This is a genomic window from Streptomyces sp. NPDC026206 (genome assembly GCF_040638465.1).
Taxonomy (GTDB): Bacteria; Actinomycetota; Actinomycetes; order Streptomycetales; family Streptomycetaceae; genus Streptomyces.
On the sequence record NZ_JBEZYL010000004.1, the window covers coordinates 18,725 to 42,037 of the forward strand.

The window sequence follows — 23,313 nt, forward strand, 5'->3', positions numbered from 1 at the left end:
CGGTCCGAATCACCCGGAAGGAGGCCGAGGCTCATGGCGAGGCCCGACAAGGTCGCAGCCGTCGAGGAGATCGCGGACAAGTTCCGCAGCTCCAACGCCGCTGTTGTGACCTCGTACACCGGGCTCACCGTCGCGCAGCTCAAGGAGCTGCGCCGGTCGCTCGGTGACAACGCTCACTACGCCGTGGTGAAGAACACGCTGACCAAGATTGCGGCCAACGAGGCCGGAATTCAGCTGGACGAGCACCTTATGGGCTCGACCGCTGTCGCCTTCGTGACCGGTGACCCGGTCACGGCGGCGAAGGGTCTCCGTGACTTCGCCAAGGACAACCCCGCTCTCGTCATCAAGGGCGGTGTCCTTGATGGCAAGGCGCTGTCCGCCGACGAGATCAAGAAGCTTGCGGACCTTGAGTCCCGCGAGGTTCTGCTCGCCAAGCTGGCGGGTGCCATGAAGGGCAAGCAGTCCCAGACTGCCGCGCTCTTCCAGGCCCTGCCGTCGAAGTTCGTCCGCACCGCGGAGGCGCTTCGCAGCAAGGTCGAGCAGGGCGGTGCCGGTACGCCGGCTCCCGCCGAGGCCGAGGCTGCCGAGTAATCAGGCCCCGCGCCTGAGCACTCGCGCCCGTCACGGTCGCAGCGGGCCACGTACGCCCGCCGAAATGTACATCCGGCACCTGCCGAATTAGTGGAAGGACCGCCATCATGGCGAAGCTCACCCAGGACGACCTGCTCGCCCAGTTCGAAGAGATGACCCTCATCGAGCTTGCCGCCTTCGTGAAGGCGTTCGAGGAGAAGTTCGACGTCACCGCTGCCGCCCCGGTCGCCGTTGCCGCCGCCGGTGGCGCCGGTGCCGCCGCCGAGGCCGTCGAGGAGCAGGACGAGTTCGACGTCATCCTCACCGGCGCCGGTGACAAGAAGATCCAGGTCATCAAGGTCGTGCGCGAGCTGACCTCCCTGGGTCTGAAGGAGGCCAAGGACCTCGTCGACGGCACCCCGAAGCCGGTCCTCGAGAAGGTCGCCAAGGACGCCGCGGAGAAGGCCGCCGAGGCCCTCAAGGGCGCCGGCGCCTCCGTCGAGGTCAAGTGACCCCACGGAGTCCGCTGACTCCTCTCGGACGCGCGTTCTGACGCACGTCCACAACTCAAGGGCGATCACCCACACGGGTGGTCGCCCTTGGGCGTTCCCGGAACGGATGCGCGCGCACGGTCCCGGGGGCGAGTATGGTGATCTTCGTTGCCCCGGGGCGCCCACAAGCCCGTAAATGCCCCGCTACCGGAGGCGGCCGGGGGCCGAGGGGCCTTGACGAACGGCACGCCGCGCGCGATTCTCAGGACGCGTCCCAGACGCGTCGCACATCGGTCCTCCGGCGAGGCATGGATCGATGGCGGAGAGGGAAGTATCGTCATGCGCTTCACGGCGCATGACTTGCGTCGGGCGGACGTCAGGCGAAGAGGAACAACAGGATCCCGGAGGGAGAGATTGGTATCGCACCGGTCTCCGGAAATCCGCTCTGGACATCAGTGGGCCAAGTGGCTACACTGACCCTTTGCGCTGCCTGTTAGCTGCTCCCTGCCCGTCACCAGGGGCATGCCCCCTCCCGAGCATTGCTGAAGGAACTCCCTGAGCTGGGATTTCTCTCGTACGCACGGAGTGGGACCGGTACGCGCGTAGTGAGTCCGAGCCCTCGGAAGGACCCCCTCTTGGCCGCCTCGCGCAACGCCTCGACCGCCAATACGAACAACGGCGCCAGCACCGCCCCGCTGCGCATCTCTTTTGCAAAGATCAAGGAGCCCCTCGAGGTTCCGAACCTCCTTGCGCTGCAGACCGAGAGCTTCGACTGGCTGCTCGGCAATGCCGCCTGGAAGGCTCGCGTCGAGGCTGCGCTGGACAGTGGTCAGGACGTCCCCACCAAGTCCGGTCTGGAGGAGATCTTCGAGGAGATCTCCCCGATCGAGGACTTCTCCGGGTCGATGTCGCTGACCTTCCGCGACCACCGTTTCGAGCCCCCGAAGAACTCGATCGACGAGTGCAAGGAGCGCGACTTCACGTACGCGGCCCCGCTCTTCGTCACGGCCGAGTTCACCAACAACGAGACCGGTGAGATCAAGTCCCAGACGGTCTTCATGGGCGACTTCCCGCTCATGACGCCGAAGGGCACCTTCTGCATCAACGGCACCGAGCGTGTCGTCGTGTCGCAGCTGGTCCGTTCGCCGGGTGTCTACTTCGACTCCTCCATCGACAAGACGTCCGACAAGGACATCTTCACGGCCAAGATCATCCCGTCCCGGGGTGCCTGGCTGGAGATGGAGGTCGACAAGCGCGACATGGTCGGTGTCCGCATCGACCGCAAGCGCAAGCAGTCCGTCACCGTCCTTCTGAAGGCTCTCGGCTGGACCACCGAGCAGATCCTCGAGGAGTTCGGTGAGTACGAGTCCATGCGCGCCACCCTGGAGAAGGACCACACCCAGGGCCAGGACGACGCGCTGCTGGACATCTACCGCAAGCTGCGTCCGGGCGAGCCGCCGACCCGTGAGGCCGCGCAGACGCTGCTCGAGAACCTCTACTTCAACCCCAAGCGCTACGACCTCGCGAAGGTCGGCCGCTACAAGGTCAACAAGAAGCTGGGCGCCGACGCCCCGCTCGACGCCGGTGTGCTGACCGTCGACGATGTCATCGCGACGATCAAGTACCTGGTGAAGCTGCACGCCGGCGAGCTCGAGACGCTCGGCGAGAACGGCAGCTCGATCGTCGTCGAGACCGACGACATCGACCACTTCGGCAACCGTCGTCTGCGCAACGTCGGCGAGCTCATCCAGAACCAGGTCCGTACCGGCCTGGCTCGTATGGAGCGCGTCGTCCGCGAGCGGATGACCACCCAGGACGTCGAGGCGATCACGCCGCAGACCCTGATCAACATCCGGCCGGTCGTCGCCTCCATCAAGGAGTTCTTCGGCACCAGCCAGCTGTCCCAGTTCATGGACCAGACCAACCCGCTGTCGGGTCTGACCCACAAGCGTCGTCTCTCGGCGCTGGGCCCGGGCGGTCTCTCCCGTGAGCGGGCCGGCTTCGAGGTCCGTGACGTTCACCCGTCGCACTACGGCCGCATGTGCCCGATCGAGACGCCCGAAGGCCCGAACATCGGTCTGATCGGCTCGCTCGCCTCCTACGGCCGCGTCAACGCGTTCGGCTTTGTGGAGACCCCGTACCGCAAGGTCGTGGGCGGCGTCGTCACCGACGAGGTCGACTACCTGACGGCCGACGAGGAAGACCGCTTCGTCATCGCCCAGGCGAACGCCCCCCTCACCGAGGACATGCGTTACGCCGAGGCCCGTGTGCTGGTCCGCCGCCGTGGTGGCGAGATCGACTACATCGCCGGCGACGACGTCGACTACATGGACGTCTCGCCGCGCCAGATGGTGTCGGTCGCGACCGCCATGATCCCCTTCCTCGAGCACGACGACGCCAACCGCGCGCTCATGGGATCGAACATGATGCGCCAGGCCGTTCCGCTGATCAAGGCGGAGGCCCCGCTGGTCGGCACCGGCATGGAGTACCGCTGTGCGGTCGACGCCGGCGACGTCATCAAGGCCGAGAAGGACGGTGTGGTCCAGGAGGTCTCCGCGGACTACGTCACCGTCGCCAACGACGACGGCACGTACAACACCTACCGTGTCGCCAAGTTCTCCCGCTCGAACCAGGGCACGTCCTTCAACCAGAAGGTCGTCGTGGACGAGGGCGCCCGCGTGAGCACCGGCCAGGTGCTCGCCGACGGCCCGTCCACGGACGAGGGCGAGATGGCGCTCGGCAAGAACCTGCTCGTGGCGTTCATGCCGTGGGAGGGTCACAACTACGAGGACGCGATCATCCTGTCGCAGCGCCTCGTGCAGGACGACGTCCTCTCCTCGATCCACATCGAGGAGCACGAGGTCGACGCCCGTGACACCAAGCTGGGTCCCGAGGAGATCACCCGGGACATCCCGAACGTCTCCGAGGAGGTCCTCGCCGACCTCGACGAGCGCGGCATCATCCGCATCGGTGCCGAGGTCGTCGCCGGCGACATCCTGGTCGGCAAGGTCACGCCCAAGGGCGAGACCGAGCTGACCCCGGAGGAGCGCCTGCTCCGCGCGATCTTCGGTGAGAAGGCCCGTGAGGTCCGTGACACCTCGCTGAAGGTGCCGCACGGCGAGATCGGCAAGGTCATCGGCGTCCGCGTCTTCGACCGCGAAGAGGGCGACGAGCTGCCGCCGGGCGTGAACCAGCTGGTCCGCGTCTACGTCGCGCAGAAGCGCAAGATCACCGACGGTGACAAGCTCGCCGGCCGTCACGGCAACAAGGGTGTCATCTCCAAGATCCTCCCCGTGGAGGACATGCCGTTCCTCGAGGACGGCACCCCGGTCGACATCATCCTCAACCCCCTCGGTGTCCCGTCCCGAATGAACCCGGGACAGGTCCTCGAGATCCACCTCGGCTGGCTCGCCAGCCGCGGCTGGAAGGTCGAGGGCGAAGAGGACTGGATGAAGCGCCTCCAGGCGATCGGCGCCGACGACGTCGCCGCCGGTACCAACGTCGCGACCCCGGTCTTCGACGGCGCCCGCGAGGACGAGATCGCCGGTCTCTTCGAGTCCACGATCCCCAACCGCGACGGCGAGCGCCTCGTGCTCCCGTCCGGCAAGGCCCGGATGTTCGACGGCCGCTCCGGCGAGCCGTTCCCGGACCCGATCTCGGTCGGGTACATGTACATCCTCAAGCTGCACCACCTGGTCGACGACAAGCTGCACGCTCGGTCGACCGGTCCGTACTCCATGATCACCCAGCAGCCGCTGGGTGGTAAGGCTCAGTTCGGTGGCCAGCGCTTCGGTGAGATGGAGGTGTGGGCGCTGGAGGCTTATGGCGCCGCGTACGCCCTCCAGGAGCTGCTGACCATCAAGTCCGACGACGTCACCGGCCGAGTGAAGGTCTACGAGGCGATCGTCAAGGGCGAGAACATCCCCGAGCCCGGCATCCCCGAGTCCTTCAAGGTGCTCATCAAGGAGATGCAGTCCCTCTGCCTCAACGTGGAGGTGCTGTCCTCGGACGGCATGTCCATCGAGATGCGGGACACCGACGAGGACGTCTTCCGCGCGGCGGAGGAGCTCGGTATCGACCTGTCCCGGCGCGAGCCGAGCAGCGTCGAAGAGGTCTGACGGGTCTGGTCGGGGCCTCGTAAGAGGCCCCGGCCGTCCCCGGACCCCCAGACCACTGATGTAGAGCCCATACCTCGCTAGCGCGAGAGGGCACGACCCCTGAAAGAGGGATTGACGACAAGTGCTCGACGTCAACTTCTTCGACGAGCTGCGGATCGGCCTGGCGACCGCGGACGACATCCGAACCTGGTCCCACGGCGAGGTCAAGAAGCCGGAGACCATCAATTACCGCACCCTGAAGCCCGAAAAGGACGGACTCTTCTGCGAGAAGATCTTCGGTCCGACCCGGGACTGGGAGTGCTACTGCGGCAAGTACAAGCGTGTCCGCTTCAAGGGCATCATCTGTGAGCGCTGTGGCGTCGAGGTCACGCGCGCCAAGGTGCGCCGTGAGCGGATGGGCCACATCGAGCTTGCCGCTCCCGTCACCCACATCTGGTACTTCAAGGGCGTCCCCTCGCGCCTGGGCTACCTGCTCGACCTTGCCCCGAAGGACCTCGAGAAGGTCATCTACTTCGCCGCCTACATGATCACGTGGGTGGACGAGGAGCGCCGTACGCGCGACCTGCCCTCGCTGGAGGCCCACGTCTCCGTCGAGCGTCAGCAGGTCGAGCAGCGTCGTGACGCCGACCTCGAGGCCCGTGCCAAGAAGCTCGAGTCCGACCTGGCCGAGCTCGAGGCCGAGGGTGCCAAGGCCGACGTGCGCCGCAAGGTGCGCGAGGGCGCCGAGCGTGAGATGAAGCAGCTGCGCGACCGTGCGCAGCGCGAGATCGACCGCCTCGACGAGGTGTGGAGCCGCTTCAAGAACCTCAAGGTCCAGGACCTCGAGGGCGACGAGCTGCTCTACCGCGAGCTGCGCGACCGCTTCGGCACCTACTTCATGGGTGCGATGGGCGCCGCCGCGCTGCAGAAGCGCCTGGAGTCCTTCGACCTCGACGAGGAGGCCGAGCGCCTCCGCGAGATCATCCGGACCGGCAAGGGCCAGAAGAAGACCCGTGCGCTCAAGCGTCTCAAGGTCGTCTCCGCCTTCCTGCAGACCCGCAACAGCCCCAGCGGCATGGTGCTGGACTGCATCCCGGTGATCCCGCCGGACCTGCGTCCGATGGTGCAGCTGGACGGTGGCCGCTTCGCGACCTCCGACCTCAACGACCTGTACCGCCGTGTGATCAACCGCAACAACCGCCTCAAGCGTCTCCTTGACCTCGGTGCCCCCGAGATCATCGTGAACAACGAGAAGCGGATGCTGCAGGAGGCCGTCGACGCGCTGTTCGACAACGGCCGCCGTGGTCGCCCGGTCACCGGTCCGGGCAACCGCCCGCTGAAGTCCCTGAGCGACATGCTCAAGGGCAAGCAGGGTCGTTTCCGTCAGAACCTGCTCGGTAAGCGTGTGGACTACTCCGCGCGTTCCGTCATCGTCGTCGGTCCGCAGCTGAAGCTGCACCAGTGTGGTCTGCCCAAGGCCATGGCGCTGGAGCTCTTCAAGCCGTTCGTGATGAAGCGCCTGGTCGACCTGAACCACGCGCAGAACATCAAGTCGGCGAAGCGCATGGTCGAGCGCGGCCGCACGGTCGTGTACGACGTGCTCGAAGAGGTCATCGCCGAGCACCCGGTGCTGTTGAACCGTGCGCCCACGCTGCACCGCCTCGGCATCCAGGCCTTCGAGCCGCAGCTGGTCGAGGGCAAGGCCATCCAGATCCACCCGCTCGTCTGCACCGCGTTCAACGCGGACTTCGACGGTGACCAGATGGCCGTCCACCTGCCGCTCTCCGCGGAGGCGCAGGCCGAGGCCCGCATCCTGATGCTGTCCTCGAACAACATCCTGAAGCCGGCCGACGGTCGTCCCGTCACCATGCCGACCCAGGACATGGTGCTGGGCCTGTTCTTCCTCACCACGGACGAGAAGGAGCGCAAGGTCATCGGCGAGGGCCGGTCCTTCGGCTCCACCGCCGAGGCGATCATGGCCTTCGACGCCCGTGAGCTCTCGCTCCAGGCGAAGGTCGACATCCGCTTCCCGATCGGCACCGTCCCGCCGCGTGGCTGGACTCCGCCGGTTCCGGAAGAGGGCGACGACCGCGTCGGGGAAGCGGAGTGGCAGCAGGGCGACAGCTTCCGCCTGCGCACCACTCTGGGCCGCGCGCTCTTCAACGAGCTGCTGCCCGAGGACTACCCGTTCGTCGACTACTCGGTGGGCAAGAAGCAGCTCTCCGAGATCGTCAACGACCTGGCCGAGCGCTACCCCAAGGTCATCGTGGCGGCGACGCTCGACAACCTGAAGGCGGCGGGCTTCCACTGGGCGACCCGTTCCGGCGTCACCGTGTCGGTCTCCGACATCGTCGTTCCCGAGGCGAAGAAGGAGATCGTCAAGGGCTACGAGGCGCAGGACGAGAAGGTCCAGAAGCAGTACGAGCGCGGTCTGATCACCAAGGACGAGCGCACGCAGGAGCTCATCGCGATCTGGACCAAGGCGACCAACGAGGTTGCCGAGGCGATGAACGCGAACTTCCCCAAGACGAACCCCATCTTCATGATGGTTGACTCGGGTGCCCGAGGAAACATGATGCAGATGAGGCAGATCGCCGGTATGCGTGGTCTGGTGTCGAACGCGAAGAACGAGACCATTCCGCGACCCATTAAGGCGTCGTTCCGTGAGGGTCTCTCCGTGCTGGAGTACTTCATCTCCACCCACGGTGCCCGTAAGGGTCTCGCGGACACCGCGCTCCGTACCGCCGACTCGGGTTACCTGACCCGTCGTCTCGTGGACGTCTCGCAGGACGTGATCATCCGCGAGGAGGACTGCGGCACCGACCGTGGCCTCAAGCTGGTGATCGCGACCAAGGGCGCCGACGGTGTCCTGCGCAAGACGGACGACGTCGAGACCAGCGTCTACGCCCGCATGCTCGCCGAGGACGTCGTCATCGACGGCAAGGTCATCGCGCCTGCCAACGTCGACCTCGGTGACGTGCTCATCGAGCAGCTCGTCGCCCACGGCGTCGAGACGGTCAAGACCCGCTCGGTCCTCACCTGCGAGTCCGCGGTCGGCACCTGTGCCTTCTGCTACGGCCGCTCGCTGGCGACCGGCAAGCTGGTGGACATCGGTGAGGCGGTCGGCATCATCGCCGCCCAGTCCATCGGTGAGCCCGGTACCCAGCTGACGATGCGTACCTTCCACACCGGTGGTGTGGCCGGTGACGACATCACCCAGGGTCTGCCCCGTGTCGTCGAGCTCTTCGAGGCCCGTACGCCCAAGGGTGTCGCCCCGATCTCGGAGGCGGCCGGCCGCGTCCGCATCGAGGAGACCGAGAAGACCAAGAAGCTCGTCGTCACCCCGGACGACGGCAGCGACGAGACGGCGTTCCCGATCTCGAAGCGTGCCCGTCTGCTGGTCAGCGAGGGCGAGCACGTCGAGGTGGGCCAGAAGCTCACCGTGGGTGCCACCAACCCGCACGACGTCCTGCGCATCCTCGGCCAGCGCGCCGTCCAGGTCCACCTGGTCGGCGAGGTGCAGAAGGTCTACAACTCGCAGGGTGTGTCGATCCACGACAAGCACATCGAGATCATCATCCGGCAGATGCTCCGCCGCGTGACGATCATCGAGTCCGGCGACGCGGAGCTGCTGCCGGGCGAGCTCGTGGAGCGCTCGCGCTTCGAGTCCGAGAACCGTCGTGTGGTCACCGAGGGCGGTCACCCCGCCTCCGGCCGTCCGCAGCTGATGGGTATCACCAAGGCCTCGCTCGCGACCGAGTCCTGGCTGTCGGCGGCGTCCTTCCAGGAGACGACCCGGGTTCTGACCGACGCGGCGATCAACGCCAAGTCGGACTCCCTGATCGGCCTCAAGGAGAACGTCATCATCGGTAAGCTCATCCCGGCCGGTACGGGTCTGTCCCGCTACCGCAACATCCGGGTGGAGCCCACCGAGGAGGCGAAGGCCGCGATGTACTCGGCCGTCGGTTACGACGACATCGACTACTCGCCCTTCGGCACCGGCTCCGGCCAGGCTGTTCCGCTGGAGGACTACGACTACGGTCCGTACAACCAGTAGTCGTGCGACACGCTCGTCAGGGCGGTCACCCCGATCCCGGGGTGGCCGCCCTGCGGCGTTCTCCGCGCGCCGGAGCCGTGCCGCCCGCCGGAGGGCGCGGAGAGCACCCCAGGCGCCGCTCGGAGCCGCTCGGGAGCCGCTGGAGGGCGGGTCGGCGTCGCACGCTCCCGTGCGCGTCCGGGGTCCGTACGGCCGTGTGCGCGGTCTCACAACACGCCCGAGAGCGCCCATCGGGGTGTATCCGCCGGGCGCCGGACCTGGCGCGAGGGCCCGTCCGGGGCCCAGGGGGCCGCTCTGATCTGCGACATATCCAGCACATCGGGGCGCCCCCCGCGTGTGCATTTGTTTTGACCGCAGCCCATGCGGTAGGTACGCTCTGACCTTGTGCCTGGGGTGTCCCTGGGCTCTTGCGCGTGCCTTCAGACCGCGTGAGGGACCCGGAACCGAGCGGTTTCGACCGGCTCGGAGACACCGAAATCTGCGTCAATCCGCCTTCGTGCGGAGGTCTGCAGCCTTCGACACACCCGACCGCGTGGGTCGGTGTTTGCTTCCAGGTTAGTTTTATCGTGATCGGCACACAGAAACCGGAGAAACGGTGCCTACGATCCAGCAGCTGGTCCGGAAGGGCCGGCAGGACAAGGTCGAGAAGAACAAGACGCCCGCGCTCGAGGGTTCGCCCCAGCGCCGCGGCGTCTGCACGCGTGTTTTCACGACCACCCCGAAGAAGCCGAACTCGGCGCTCCGTAAGGTCGCGCGTGTGCGTCTGACCTCCGGCATCGAGGTCACCGCTTACATTCCGGGTGAGGGCCACAACCTGCAGGAGCACTCCATCGTGCTCGTGCGCGGCGGCCGTGTGAAGGACCTGCCGGGTGTTCGCTACAAGATCATCCGCGGCTCCCTCGACACGCAGGGCGTCAAGAACCGTAAGCAGGCTCGCAGCCGCTACGGCGCCAAGAAGGAGAAGTAAGAATGCCTCGTAAGGGCCCCGCCCCGAAGCGCCCGGTCATCATCGACCCGGTTTACGGCTCCCCGCTGGTGACGTCGCTGATCAACAAGATCCTCCTGCACGGCAAGCGCTCCACCGCCGAGCGCATTGTGTACGGCGCCATGGAGGGTCTGCGCGAGAAGACCGGTAACGACCCGGTCATCACCCTCAAGCGCGCCCTCGAGAACGTCAAGCCGGCGCTCGAGGTCAAGTCCCGCCGCGTCGGTGGCGCCACCTACCAGGTGCCGGTCGAGGTCCGTCCGGGCCGCGCCTCCACCCTCGCGCTCCGCTGGGTCGTCGGTTACTCCCGCGCCCGTCGCGAGAAGACGATGACCGAGCGCCTCATGAACGAGCTCCTGGACGCCTCCAACGGTCTGGGCGCTGCGGTCAAGAAGCGTGAGGACACGCACAAGATGGCCGAGTCCAACAAGGCCTTCGCGCACTACCGCTGGTAGTCGCTACCCACATCGAGACCGAGAGAAGACTGAGCCATATGGCCACCACTTCGCTTGACCTGGCCAAGGTCCGCAACATCGGGATCATGGCCCACATCGACGCGGGCAAGACGACCACCACCGAGCGGATCCTGTTCTACACCGGTGTCTCGTACAAGATCGGTGAGGTCCACGACGGCGCTGCCACGATGGACTGGATGGAGCAGGAGCAGGAGCGCGGCATCACGATCACGTCTGCCGCGACGACCTGCCACTGGCCGCTGAACGACGTCGACCACACCATCAACATCATCGACACCCCGGGCCACGTCGACTTCACCGTCGAGGTGGAGCGTTCGCTGCGCGTGCTCGACGGTGCCGTGACGGTGTTCGACGGCGTCGCCGGTGTCGAGCCCCAGTCCGAGACTGTCTGGCGTCAGGCGGACCGCTACGGCGTGCCGCGCATCTGCTTCGTCAACAAGCTCGACCGTACGGGTGCCGAGTTCCACCGCTGCGTCGACATGATCGTCGACCGCCTCGGTGCGGTCCCGCTGGTCATGCAGCTCCCGATCGGTGCCGAGGCCGACTTCAAGGGCGTGGTCGACCTCGTCCAGATGAAGGCGCTGGTCTGGTCCACCGAGGCTGCCAAGGGCGAGATGTACGACGTCGTCGACATCCCGGCCACGCACACCGAGGCCGCCGAGGAATGGCGGGGCAAGCTCCTCGAGGGCGTCGCCGAGCACGACGACGCCATGATGGAGCTCTTCCTCGAGGGCCAGGAGCCCACCGAGGAGCAGCTGATGGCGGCCATCCGCCGCATCACGCTGGCCTCCCGTGGCAGCGCCGACTCCGTCACCGTCACCCCGGTGTTCTGTGGCACCGCGTTCAAGAACAAGGGCGTTCAGCCCCTGCTCGACGCGGTCGTGCGCTACCTGCCGTCGCCGCTGGACGTCGAGGCCGTTGAGGGCCACGCGGTCAACAACGCCGACGAGGTCGTGAAGCGCAAGCCGTCCGACGACGAGCCGTTCGCCGGCCTTGCCTTCAAGATCATGAGCGACCCGCACCTCGGCAAGCTCACCTTCGTCCGGGTTTACTCGGGCCGCATGGAGACCGGCACCCAGGTGCAGAACTCCGTGAAGGGCAAGAAGGAGCGCATCGGCAAGATCTACCGGATGCACGCGAACAAGCGTGAGGAGATCGAGTCGGTGGGTGCCGGTGACATCGTCGCCGTCATGGGTCTGAAGCAGACCACCACCGGTGAGACCCTCTGTGACGCGTCCGCGCCGGTCATCCTCGAGTCCATGGACTTCCCGGCTCCGGTGATCCAGGTCGCCATCGAGCCCAAGTCCAAGGGCGACCAGGAGAAGCTGGGTGTCGCCATCCAGCGTCTCGCCGAGGAGGACCCGTCCTTCCAGGTCCACACGGACGAGGAGACGGGCCAGACCATCATCGCGGGTATGGGCGAGCTGCACCTCGACGTGCTGGTCGACCGTATGCGCCGTGAGTTCCGCGTCGAGGCGAACGTCGGCAAGCCGCAGGTCGCCTACCGCGAGACGATCCGCAAGGCCGTCGAGCGTATCGACTACACGCACAAGAAGCAGACTGGTGGTTCCGGCCAGTTCGCCAAGGTGCAGATGGCCATCGCGCCCCTCGAGGGCGACGGCTACGAGTTCGAGAACAAGGTCACCGGTGGCCGTATCCCGCGGGAGTACATCCCGTCCGTGGACGCGGGTTGCCAGGAGGCCATGGAGTTCGGCGTGCTGGCCGGGTACCCGCTGACCGGCGTCAAGGTGACGCTGCTCGACGGTGCCTACCACGACGTCGACTCCTCGGAGCTCGCCTTCAAGATCGCCGGTTCCATGGCGTTCAAGGAGGGTGCCCGCAAGGCGTCGCCGGCTCTGCTCGAGCCGATGATGTCCGTTGAGGTCACCACCCCCGAGGACTACATGGGCGACGTGATCGGCGACATCAACTCCCGCCGTGGCCAGATCCAGGCCATGGAGGACCGTCACGGCGCCAAGCTCGTCAAGGGCCTGGTTCCGCTGTCGGAGATGTTCGGCTACGTCGGAGACCTCCGCAGCAAGACTTCGGGTCGCGCAAGCTACTCGATGCAGTTCGACTCCTACGCCGAGGTTCCGCGGAACGTCGCCGAGGAGATCATCGCGAAGGCCAAGGGCGAGTAAGGGGCTCTCGTCTCCACAGACGAGGCTCACGCCTTAGGCTTGACACCGGCTGTCGGGGCATTCCACCGCAAACCGTGAGGATTTTTTCCCGCGGAGCGTGGCGGATGCCCCGGCGGACGGCACCCCAGCAAAGATCCCTGGCGCCGACCGAATCTAGGCGTACAGAACCACTCCCAGGAGGACCCCAGTGGCGAAGGCGAAGTTCGAGCGGACTAAGCCGCACGTCAACATCGGCACCATCGGTCACGTCGACCACGGTAAGACCACTCTTACCGCGGCGATCACCAAGGTGCTGCACGACGCGTACCCGGACCTGAACCCCTTCACGCCGTTCGACGAGATCGACAAGGCGCCGGAAGAGCGTCAGCGCGGTATCACGATCTCGATCGCGCACGTCGAGTACCAGACCGAGTCGCGTCACTACGCCCACGTTGACTGCCCGGGTCACGCGGACTACATCAAGAACATGATCACCGGTGCCGCCCAGATGGACGGCGCGATCCTCGTGGTCGCCGCGACCGACGGTCCGATGCCGCAGACCAAGGAGCACGTGCTCCTGGCCCGCCAGTCCGGCGTGCCGTACATCGTTGTCGCCCTGAACAAGGCCGACATGGTGGACGACGAGGAGATCCTGGAGCTCGTCGAGCTCGAGGTTCGTGAGCTCCTCAACGAGTACGAGTTCGACGGTGACGACGCTCCGGTCGTCAAGGTCTCGGCGCTCAAGGCGCTCGAGGGCGACGCCGAGTGGGGCAAGTCCGTCCGCGACCTCATGGAGGCCGTCGACAACCACATCCCGCAGCCCGAGCGTGACGTCGACAAGCCGTTCCTCATGCCCATCGAGGACGTCTTCACGATCACCGGTCGCGGTACGGTCGTCACCGGCCGTATCGAGCGCGGTGTCCTGAAGGTCAACGAGACCGTCGACATCATCGGCATCAAGACCGAGAAGACCACCACCACGGTCACCGGTATCGAGATGTTCCGCAAGCTGCTCGACGAGGGCCAGGCGGGCGAGAACGTCGGTCTGCTCCTCCGTGGCATCAAGCGCGAGGACGTCGAGCGCGGCCAGTGCATCATCAAGCCGGGCACGGTCACGCCGCACACCGAGTTCGAGGCCACGGCGTACATCCTGTCGAAGGACGAGGGTGGCCGTCACACCCCGTTCTTCAACAACTACCGTCCGCAGTTCTACTTCCGTACGACTGACGTGACCGGTGTTGTGACCCTCAAGGAGGGCACGGAGATGGTCATGCCCGGCGACAACGCCGAGATGACCGTCAACCTGATCCAGCCCGTCGCGATGGAGGAGGGCCTGCGCTTCACCATCCGTGAGGGCGGCCGCACCGTCGGCGCCGGCCAGGTCACCAAGATCAACAAGTAAGTCCTCTTACTTGCAGGTCTGAACGGGCCCCGCACATCCTCGGATGTGCGGGGCCCGCTCGTTTTTGGAGGTCCGTGGCTCAGGTCGCCCGTGTGTACGGCAGGATCTGCCGCAGCAGCCCCTTCGGGTGGCCCCGGCGCCGCCACTCCCTCGGGTAGCCGATGGAGACCTCCTCGAAGCGGACCCCGTCGTACCAGGTCGTGCGCGGGATGTGCAGGTGCCCGTAGACCACGGCGGCGGTGTTGAACCGCGTGTGCCAGTCCCGGGTCAGCACGGTCCCGCACCACTGGGCGAACTCCGGGTACGTCATGACGTCCGTGGGCTCGCGCACCAGCGGCCAGTGATTGACCAGCACCAGCGGCAGGGACGCATCGTGCGCGGCCAGCCGCGCCTCGGTGGCCGCGACGCGGGCGCGGCACCAGTCGTCGGCGCCGGCGTAGGGCTCGGGGTGCAGCAGGAACTCGTCCGTGCACACGACCCCGGCCGCGTGGGCCTGCTCCAGCGACTCCTGCTTCGTGGCCGCCGTCGGGGTGCGGAAGGTGTAGTCGTACAGCGTGAACAGTGGCGCGACCGCCACCGGCCCGCCCTCGCCCTCCCACACCGGCCAGGGGTCCTCCGGCGTCACCACGCCCAGGTCCCGGCACATCTTCACCAGCCGTTCGTAACGGGCCTCGCCCCGCAGGTCGACCGGATCCGTCTTCGGCGTCCACAGCTCGTGGTTGCCCGGTGCCCACACGACCTTGGCGAAGCGGCCCGCCAGCAGGGCCATCGTGCGCTCGACGTCCTCGAAGCGCTCGGCCACGTCACCGGCCACGATCAGCCAGTCCTCGTCGGTGGTGGGGCGCAGTGACTCGGCGATGGGCACGTTGTCGGTCATGCCGGTGTGCAGGTCGCTGACGGCGAGGAGCCGTCGGCCGGGGTGGGGCGAAATCGGCTGCTGCATCGAATTCCAGACTCGCGGGCGGGCTATGGATGGTGCACGGTGCGGAACTTACGGTAGGCCCTGTCGCCCGGCGTGTGGCGGGCAAGTTGATCACACCGGAGGTCATGTGCCGACCGAGGAGTTCACCTACACCAGTGCCTGGCGGCCCGCCCCGGTGCCCGCCGGGCCGCCCACCGCGCCGCCCGGCCCGGTACTGATCGTCCACGCCCCGTCCGGCCGGCCCCTGGCCGATGCCCTCGCCCGGCTGCACGCCGCCCGGAGCCCCGCCGACGAGGTCGTACGCCTCGAAGCGAGCCCGCACGCGCCCTGGCCGGCGACGGTCCCCGCGCCACGCACCGTCTACTTCCTCGGCGGTCTCGCCGAGGGCGCGGCGGACGGCGTCGCCGCCCTGGAACGGGCCGAGGGCAGCGGCGTACGGGCACTCTTCCGTACCGCACGGGACCTGGTCATCCCGGCGGCCGCCACCCGCGAGGCCGACTGGCGGATCGTCACCAACGACGCCTGGGCCGTCGCCGGCGGACGGGTCACCAACCCCCACGCGGCCTCCCTCGCCGGCCTGGCCCGGGTGCTGGAGAGCGAGCACCGGCGCTGGAAGGCGCCCGTCGTCGACCTCGGCCTGGGCGGCCGGCTGCCCGGGGCGGACAGCCCCCACCTGGAGCACCTCGCCGCCCTGATCGCCGCGGAGCCCGCCGTGCGCGGCGGCCACGCCGCCCACCGCGACGGCGCCCGCCACGTACGGGCGCTGCGCCCGGTGACCCTGCCGGCCCCACGGCCCGGGCACGTCCGCGACGGCGGTACGTACGTCATCGTCGGCGGGGCGGGCGGCATCGGGCTGGAGGTGGCCCGCTTCCTGGCCCGCGATCACGGCGCGCGGGTGGCTCTGCTCGGCCGGTCCGCGCCGGGGGAGGAGCGGCTCCGCACGATCCGGGAGGCCGACCCCGACGGCACGCGGCTGCTGTACGTACGGGCCGACGCCCGCGACACGGCGAGCCTGCGGGCGGGTCTGCGGGTCGTGCACGAGCGCTTCGGGGCCGTCCACGGCGTGATCCACTCGGCGCTGGCCCACGCGCCGGGCCTGGTCCGCGGCCTCGGCCAGGAGGCGCTGTGCGAATCCCTCGCCGCCAAGAGCCGCATCAGCGTCGCCCTGGCCGAGGCCTTCCACGACGAGCCGCTGGACTTCCTGCTGTTCTTCTCCTCCGTCCAGTCCCTCCTGGGCGATGCGGGGCTGGCCGGCTACGCGGCCGGGTCGGCGTTCCAGGACGCCTACGCGCACGCCCTCGACCAGCGGCTGCCCTTTCCCGTCCGCGTCGTCGACTGGGGCTGGTGGGGCACCGTGGGCGCCGCTGCCGGGGCCGGCGTGCGGGAGCGGGCCCTGCGCCAGGGCTTCCGGTCCATCTCCCCCCGCGAGGGCTTCGAGACGGTGCTGCGCACCCTGGCCGGCCCCCTCGTGCAGGTGCTGGCAGTGCCCGCCGAGGACGTCCTGCTGAGGCGGCTGGGGCTCGGGGGAGCCGGGGAGGGCACGGGCCCGCGGCTCACCCGGCTTCCGGTGTGACCAGCCGCCGGCCGTTGAGCAGCTCCCGGCCGAGGAAGCTGAGGGTGTGGTACGCCCTGCCGTTGGCGCGGTGCGTGGTGATCAGACCCGCTTCGCGCAGGACCGTGGCGTGGTGGCTGGCAGTGGCCATGGCGATGCGCACCCGGCGGGCCAGTTCGCTGGTGGTGCAGCCGCGGGCGGTGGCCTCCAGCACCTCGGCCCGGGTGCGGCCGAGCAGGGCGGCCAGCGGCGGCTCCCCGCCCCGCGCCTCGCGGGCGCCGTGGGCGTCCAGCAGCCAGGCGGGGTCGTGGACGATCGGGTACACGAGCACCGGCGGAAGCTCCGGATCGCGAAGCACGGTGGGGGCGCGCCAGCAAAAAAAGGAGGGCACGAGCCGTAGCCCGCGCCCCTCCAGGTACACGTCCTCGTTCGACGGGATCGCCACCTCCAGCACAGGAGGGTTCCAGCGCACCGCCGGGTGCAGCGTGGTCAGTAAATGCTCACCGCCGCTGAGCAGGATCGCCTGGGAGCGGGTGGCCCGGTCGGCGGAGATGTGCTCGCGCACCTTGGCGAGGTAGGGCTGGACCGCGATGTCGTGGAAGGCGGTGATGCCGTCGCCCAGGGCCTTCAGCGGCGCGCTCCCGCCGTCGGCGAGGGCCCGGACGAAGTGCAGGTCGCGCCGGTCCGGCGCCAGCAGTTCCAGGTCGCGGCGCAGCTGCCGACGGGGCAGCGAGAGCATGGCGTCCAGGCCGGTCACCAGGCCCTCGGACGCCTCGGGCGGGGTGAGGAAGTCGGGGGAGTAGCCCCGGGGCGGTGCCAGGGCGAGGAGCCTGCGCATGGGGTCCGTCAGCCGGCCGCGGATCCGGTTGCGCCACTCGCTGAAGATCAGGGGTGCCTGGCCCGTCTGGACCATGTGTGCGGCCAGCAGCGTCTCCCACAGAAGGTCGGGTTCCGCGGTCAGCCGGATGCGGCCCAGGTCGGCACCGGTGAAGTGAATGCGCACGGTCTGCCCCTGCCCTCTGTGGCGTGGCTTGAACGCGGGAGGGGCCGGGGAGGGAAGCTCCCCGGCCACTTCCGGAGGATAGGCCTCAGGCGCCGGAGCCGGGCGCCGGACGCCACAGCCAGGGCGTGGCGTCCGGGCCCACCCCTACGGCGCACAGCCGGTGAGCGGCGTCCGTGACCAGCGAGGACGTGCCCACGGGCACGAAGTCGCGGGGCGAGCGGACGGGGGAGTCGCCGGACTCGGCGTCCGCGAGCTGTATCTCGCCGTTCATGGCCCGGCCCAGCACCATCAGGGAGTCCTTGCCGCCGCGCCGGGGCAGGCCGGCCGCGGCGAGCGCACCGTAGCCGGTGAAGTCCCGCAGCCCCCCGCCGGAGGTCTGCCGGGTGCCGGAGCCGTCCTGTTCCAGCCGGTAGGCGACCGGCTCCGCGGTGGCCGGGGTGCGGTAGACGACGGTCAGCGCCCCGTCGGGGCCCGGCGCGGCGCCCACCTGGTCGCCACCGGGGCCCGGCAGCCCCGTGAGCGGCATGTGACGGACCGGCCTGCCGGGGGCCTCCTGGCTCCAGTGGTGCACGGTGTCGCGGCCGGCGCCGAAGACGTGGACGCGCTGCTGCTTGTCCAGGGCGACGGTGAGACCCTCCTGGATCTCCTGCCCGTGCAGGCTCTGCCACTTCCCCCACGTGCCGTCGGCCTCGCGCACCCGGCTGGAGAGGCCCTTGCTGGCGTTGCGGACGAAGAGGTGGACCCGGCCGTCGGGGGTGGCGACGGCGGCGGGCATTCCCACGCGGCGCCCCCGCTCGGTCCTGCGCTCGGGGTTGCCGAGGCCCTTCCAGCCCTTGAAGGCGCCGCCGGGTGTGCGCTGCTCCAGGACGACGATCTCGCGGCTGTTGGCGCGGCCCTGGCCCTCCAGCGCGGAGAAGCGCAGGGCGAACAGCAGCCGGCGTCCCCGGGCGTCCTTGACGGCGGCCAGGGAGGGCGCCAGGGGCCCGCCGCCGAGGTTCTGCGGCTGTCCCCAGCGGCCGCTGCCCGCGGACGTCTCCTGCCAGCGCACGGCCTGCAGGCCGAGCACGCCGTAGGCCTCCAGGCGGCCCGCCCGGTCGCTGTCCGCGACGGCCAGGGCGCCGGGGTAGCGGTAGTGGGTGGAGCGGATCCAGCCCTTGCGGTTGGCCAGCGGCCGCTCGCCGCCCTGGCCGTAGTCGCCGCAGCCCGCCGCGTTGCCGCACTGCCAGGACGGGTCGCCGCCGTAGGCCGAGACGAGGCGGTGCTTCTGCTCGACGATCTGCGGAGGCAGATTGTGCGGCCAGCGCTGGTTGTAGTAGCCGCGGAAGGCGTTCACCGTGAAGCGCGGCGGGTGGCCGTCGCGGCGGGTGGCCTCCTCGACCCACTGGGAGAGCGCCTTCCAGGTGAAGAGCGCGGTCGGGGTGTGGTCGCGGTGGTCCGAGCACGCCCCGTAGTCGTTGTCCTTGGGGTGCGTGGCGTCGTGGACCTGGTAGTCGGGGTCGGGGTCCATCGTGTGCACCACGGTGGGCCGGAACCTGGCCATGATCGCCGCCAGGACGTCCACCACGGTCCGGTGCCGGTAGGTGCTGACCGTGGTGCACGGCGAGCCGGTGGCGACCATGGACTGCATCATCGCGTAGGGCCGCTCCCACAGCTGGGGCAGCCGGGTGTTGCCCTCGGAGAGCATGGCGATGTTGAGGAAGACCAGCCGGGCGCTGCGCCGGCCGTTGGAGAGCTCGTTGGTCTCGGCCCGGACACCACCCGGAAGGTCCATGACGGACTCCTTCCATGGGGTGAACTTGTCGCGGCCGATCATCTCGGCGTAGGCCTGGCGCAGGCCCTGGTGGCGGGCGGAGGAGTAGGCGGCCTTGTCCGGCTTGGGCTGGGGCATGCCCGGGATCCAGTTCTGGCCCACCGCCTCGCCGGCCGTGACGTACACGGAGACGACGGGGACGCCGGAGGTGACCAGGTGCTGGGCGTCGGGGTTCATGAAGAACAGGTCGTCGTCCGGGTGCGCCATGATCTGCAGCAGCAGGGGGCCCCGGGTGCCGGCGAAGGACTGCGTGACGCCGGGGCCGATGGGGTCGACGGGGCTTATGGCTTCGGGGGATGATGTGAGCCGGCCGGAGTCACCGGCGCTGCACCCGGCCGCGGTGACCGCCGTGGTGGCGGCGATCCCGGCCAGTACCGCCCGGCGTGACATGCCCCTGCGCTGTGAGATGTTCAACTCAGCGACTCCTCCTGTCATGCAGCGCGCAGTCCCCGGCTGCCCCAGCGCTTTAAGGGACGGCTGGGGCTCCTCAGGGGTTGCCCTAGCCCTGACAAAGCATGCTGGGGAGTGATGCGGCCGTGGCACCTGGCCGTTCGCGACCATAGTGTCCCGTATGTCGGCGGGGTGGTTTGACAAGTGAGCCGGTCGGAGTACCGTCTTCGGCCGCGATTGGCGCCCCTCCGGGGGCATGTGGCACACTGTTCAGGTTGCTCGGTTGTGTGCCGATGCTGCGCGCCTCCCGTCGGGAGGACTGGAAGCGAGTCCCGCAGTACTCGTCGTCCCTTATGAGGGGCGGAAGTACGGGAATCTTCCGGGAAGCGTCAGCGGGGCCCCAGCCAGGCGCTCGGTGGGTGTCCTTCCCCCACAAACCCCTTGAGCAGGGAATTTCCTTTGGGAAATTTTGCTGGAAGGGGCGCGACACGCCCGACCGCGTGGGTCGGAGGTGGAGTGAGGAAGGGCGGCGTTCGCAGGGTTTTCCGGATCCTGGGTGCGCAGCCGGCCGAGTCCCAGAGCGTTACGAGAGACAGGACTACTGAGTAGCCATGGCGGGACAGAAGATCCGCATCCGGCTCAAGGCCTACGACCACGAGGTCATCGACTCCTCGGCGAAGAAGATCGTCGAGACGGTGACGCGCACTGGTGCGTCGGTCGCGGGCCCGGTGCCGCTGCCCACTGAGAAGAACGTGTACTGCGTCATCAAGTCGCCGCACAAGTACAAGGACTCGCGCGAGCACTTCGAGATGCGCACGCACAAGCGCCTCATCGACATTCTCGACCCCACGCCGAAGACGGTTGACTCGCTTATGCGTCTCGACCTGCCGGCTGGCGTCGACATCGAGATCAAGCTCTGAGGTGACGCGCGAGATGGCAAAGAACATTAAGGGCGTCCTGGGCGAGAAGCTCGGCATGACCCAGGTCTGGGACGAGAACAACCGGGTCGTCCCGGTGACCGTCGTCAAGGCCGGGCCCTGCGTCGTCACCCAGGTCCGCACCAACGACAGCGACGGCTACGAGTCGGTCCAGATCGCCTTCGGCGAGATCGACCCGCGCAAGGTGAACAAGCCCCTCAAGGGTCACTTCGCCAAGGCCGACGTCACCCCGCGCCGCCACCTGGTGGAGCTCCGTACCGCTGACGCCAGCGAGTACGTGCTCGGCCAGGAGATCACCGCTGCCGTGTTCGAGTCGGGCGTCAAGGTTGACGTCACCGGCCAGAGCAAGGGCAAGGGCTTCGCCGGTGTCATGAAGCGTCACAACTTCCGTGGCCTCGGCGCCGGTCACGGCACCCAGCGCAAGCACCGCTCGCCCGGTTCCATCGGTGGCTGCGCCACCCCGGGCCGTGTGTTCAAGGGCATGCGCATGGCGGGCCGTATGGGCAATGAGCGGGTCACCACCCAGAACCTGACCGTCCACGCCGTTGACGCGGAGAAGGGCCTGCTCCTGATCAAGGGTGCGGTTCCTGGTCCGAATGGCGGCCTCGTCCTGGTCCGTACCGCGGCCAAGGGGGCCTGAGGTAACCGATGAGCACCATTGACATCCTTTCGCCGGCAGGCGACAAGGCCGGGACCGTCGAGCTCCCCACGGAGATCTTCGACGCGAAGGTCAGCATCCCGCTGATCCACCAGGTCGTCGTCGCACAGCTGGCCGCTGCCCGCCAGGGCACGCACAAGACCAAGACTCGTGGCGAGGTCCGAGGCGGTGGCCGCAAGCCGTACCGCCAGAAGGGCACCGGCCGCGCGCGCCAGGGTTCGACCCGTGCGCCGCAGTTCGCCGGCGGTGGCGTCGTCCACGGCCCGCAGCCGCGTGACTACTCGCAGCGGACCCCGAAGAAGATGAAGGTCGCCGCCCTGCGCGGTGCCCTCTCCGACCGGGCCCGCCACAGCCGTATCCACGTCGTCTCCGGCGTGGTCGACGGTGCGGTGTCCACCAAGGCCGCCAAGACCCTGTTCGGCAAGATCTCGGAGCGCAAGAACCTGCTCCTGGTCGTCGACCGGTCCGACGAGGCCGCGTGGCTGTCCGCCCGCAACCTGCCCCAGGTCCACATCCTGGAGCCGGGCCAGCTGAACACGTACGACGTGCTCGTCTCGGACGATGTGGTCTTCACCCAGGCCGCCTTCGAGTCCTTCGTGTCTGGCCCCAAGGCCATTGAGACCGAAGGGAGCGAGGCCTGATGACTGAGGCCGTCGTCACCAGCAAGACCTTCTCGGACCCGCGCGACCTCCTGGTCAAGCCGGTTGTCTCGGAGAAGAGCTACGCGCTGCTGGACGAGAACAAGTACACGTTCATCGTCGACCCGCGCGCCAACAAGACCCAGATCAAGCAGGCCGTCGAGGCGGTCTTCTCGGTCAAGGTCACCGGGGTCAACACGATCAACCGTCAGGGTAAGCGCAAGCGCACCAAGACCGGTTTCGGCAAGCGCGCCAACACCAAGCGCGCCATCGTGACCCTCGCCGAGGGCGACCGTATCGACATCTTCGGCGGTCCGACCGCCTAAGGGCGGTCTGGATCGTCCGGAATCGGACGAGGACTGAGAAATGGGTATCCGCAAGTACAAGCCGACGACCCCGGGCCGTCGTGGCTCCAGCGTCGCCGACTTTGTCGAGATCACGCGGTCCACGCCGGAGAAGTCGCTGGTCCGCCCCCTGCACAGCAAGGGCGGCCGTAACAACACCGGTCGTGTGACCGTCCGTCACCAGGGCGGTGGCCACAAGCGCGCCTACCGCGTGATCGACTTCCGTCGTCACGACAAGGACGGCGTGCCGGCCAAGGTCGCTCACATCGAGTACGACCCGAACCGCACCGCGCGCATCGCGCTCCTGCACTACGCAGACGGCGAGAAGCGCTACATCATCGCCCCGGCGAAGCTCAGCCAGGGTGACCGGGTTGAGAACGGCCCCACGGCCGACATCAAGCCGGGTAACAACCTCCCGCTGCGCAACATCCCGGTCGGTACCACGATCCACGCGATCGAGCTCCGTCCCGGTGGTGGCGCCAAGTTCGCCCGCTCCGCCGGTTCGTCCGTGCAGCTGCTGGCGAAGGAGGGCGCTTACGCCCACCTGCGCATGCCGTCCGGCGAGGTCCGCCTGGTCGACGTCCGCTGCCGCGCCACTGTCGGCGAGGTCGGCAACGCCGAGCAGTCGAACATCAACTGGGGCAAGGCCGGCCGTATGCGCTGGAAGGGCGTTCGCCCGACCGTCCGCGGTGTCGCGATGAACCCGGTCGACCACCCGCACGGTGGTGGTGAGGGTAAGACCTCCGGTGGTCGCCACCCGGTTTCCCCGTGGGGTCAGAAGGAGGGTCGTACTCGTTCTCCCAAGAAGGCGAGCAACAAGTACATCGTCCGCCGCCGCAAGACGAACAAGAAGCGCTAGG

17 protein-coding genes are annotated in these 23,313 nt (G+C 68.2%); 14 read left to right on the forward strand and 3 right to left on the reverse strand.

From position 1 onward, the window contains the following. The first annotated feature begins 33 nt into the window (after positions 1–33). The 8 genes from rplJ (at position 34) to tuf (ending at position 14,198) form a co-directional block, all read left to right on the forward strand. The gene (gene rplJ / locus AB0F13_RS08530; protein WP_362077296.1) at positions 34–591 is read left to right on the forward strand and encodes a 50S ribosomal protein L10; all 558 of its coding nucleotides are present in this window, start codon (positions 34–36) and stop codon (positions 589–591) included. A 107-nt stretch (positions 592–698) separates the two neighbouring features. After that, complete coding sequence (gene rplL, locus AB0F13_RS08535) at positions 699–1,082, forward strand: 50S ribosomal protein L7/L12 (RefSeq protein ID WP_362077299.1); 384 nt, start codon at positions 699–701, stop codon at positions 1,080–1,082. A 614-nt stretch (positions 1,083–1,696) separates the two neighbouring features. Continuing rightward, positions 1,697–5,179, forward strand: coding sequence for a DNA-directed RNA polymerase subunit beta (gene rpoB / locus AB0F13_RS08540; RefSeq protein ID WP_362077302.1), 3,483 nt, complete (start codon positions 1,697–1,699; stop codon positions 5,177–5,179). 121 nt (positions 5,180–5,300) lie between these two features. Then, positions 5,301–9,215 (forward strand): DNA-directed RNA polymerase subunit beta', encoded by a 3,915-nt coding sequence (locus tag AB0F13_RS08545; protein ID WP_362077305.1) that lies wholly within the window; start codon positions 5,301–5,303, stop codon positions 9,213–9,215. A 595-nt stretch (positions 9,216–9,810) separates the two neighbouring features. Next, complete coding sequence (gene rpsL / locus AB0F13_RS08550) at positions 9,811–10,182, forward strand: 30S ribosomal protein S12 (RefSeq protein WP_003948652.1); 372 nt, start codon at positions 9,811–9,813, stop codon at positions 10,180–10,182. Between the two features lie 2 nt (positions 10,183–10,184). Next, the gene (rpsG, locus tag AB0F13_RS08555) at positions 10,185–10,655 is read left to right on the forward strand and encodes a 30S ribosomal protein S7 (protein ID WP_030368420.1); all 471 of its coding nucleotides are present in this window, start codon (positions 10,185–10,187) and stop codon (positions 10,653–10,655) included. 38 nt (positions 10,656–10,693) lie between these two features. Next, the gene (gene fusA / locus AB0F13_RS08560; protein WP_362077309.1) at positions 10,694–12,817 is read left to right on the forward strand and encodes an elongation factor G; all 2,124 of its coding nucleotides are present in this window, start codon (positions 10,694–10,696) and stop codon (positions 12,815–12,817) included. Positions 12,818–13,004: 187 nt separating this feature from the next. Next, complete coding sequence (gene tuf / locus AB0F13_RS08565) at positions 13,005–14,198, forward strand: elongation factor Tu (protein WP_362077312.1); 1,194 nt, start codon at positions 13,005–13,007, stop codon at positions 14,196–14,198. Positions 14,199–14,277: 79 nt separating this feature from the next. On the opposite strand, the gene AB0F13_RS08570 is transcribed toward tuf, so the two are convergent. Next, positions 14,278–15,141 (reverse strand): metallophosphoesterase, encoded by an 864-nt coding sequence (locus tag AB0F13_RS08570; protein ID WP_362077315.1) that lies wholly within the window; start codon positions 15,139–15,141, stop codon positions 14,278–14,280. Between the two features lie 106 nt (positions 15,142–15,247). Here AB0F13_RS08570 and AB0F13_RS08575 point away from each other — a divergent pair, with 106 nt between their 5' ends. Then, complete coding sequence (locus tag AB0F13_RS08575) at positions 15,248–16,693, forward strand: SDR family NAD(P)-dependent oxidoreductase (RefSeq protein ID WP_362077318.1); 1,446 nt, start codon at positions 15,248–15,250, stop codon at positions 16,691–16,693. On the opposite strand, the gene AB0F13_RS08580 is transcribed toward AB0F13_RS08575, so the two are convergent. Then, positions 16,674–17,675, reverse strand: coding sequence for a winged helix-turn-helix domain-containing protein (locus AB0F13_RS08580; RefSeq protein ID WP_362077321.1), 1,002 nt, complete (start codon positions 17,673–17,675; stop codon positions 16,674–16,676). The two genes, AB0F13_RS08575 and AB0F13_RS08580, sit on opposite strands and share 20 nt — an antisense overlap. Positions 17,676–17,760: 85 nt before the next feature. Next, entirely contained in the window at positions 17,761–19,899 is a 2,139-nt protein-coding gene (locus tag AB0F13_RS08585; protein ID WP_362077324.1) for a PIG-L family deacetylase, read from the reverse strand. Positions 19,900–20,486: 587 nt separating this feature from the next. Between AB0F13_RS08585 and rpsJ the strand changes: the two genes are divergently transcribed. The 5 genes from rpsJ to rplB are packed head-to-tail and all read left to right on the forward strand — an operon-like array spanning position 20,487 to position 23,312. Then, positions 20,487–20,795: a 30S ribosomal protein S10 gene (gene rpsJ, locus AB0F13_RS08590; RefSeq protein WP_003948644.1), complete on the forward strand. Its 309-nt coding sequence runs from the start codon at positions 20,487–20,489 to the stop codon at positions 20,793–20,795. A gap of 13 nt (positions 20,796–20,808) precedes the next feature. Next, a complete protein-coding gene (gene rplC / locus AB0F13_RS08595; RefSeq protein WP_362077327.1) occupies positions 20,809–21,453 on the forward strand; it encodes a 50S ribosomal protein L3 in 645 nt (214 codons plus the stop codon). Positions 21,454–21,461: 8 nt separating this feature from the next. Then, positions 21,462–22,112 (forward strand): 50S ribosomal protein L4, encoded by a 651-nt coding sequence (rplD, locus tag AB0F13_RS08600; RefSeq protein ID WP_362077330.1) that lies wholly within the window; start codon positions 21,462–21,464, stop codon positions 22,110–22,112. Then, positions 22,112–22,435: a 50S ribosomal protein L23 gene (gene rplW, locus AB0F13_RS08605; protein WP_030368414.1), complete on the forward strand. Its 324-nt coding sequence runs from the start codon at positions 22,112–22,114 to the stop codon at positions 22,433–22,435. The genes rplD and rplW overlap by 1 nt, the downstream gene beginning before the upstream one ends. Positions 22,436–22,475: 40 nt before the next feature. After that, a complete protein-coding gene (gene rplB / locus AB0F13_RS08610; RefSeq protein ID WP_071964544.1) occupies positions 22,476–23,312 on the forward strand; it encodes a 50S ribosomal protein L2 in 837 nt (278 codons plus the stop codon). Position 23,313: the final 1 nt, after the last annotated feature.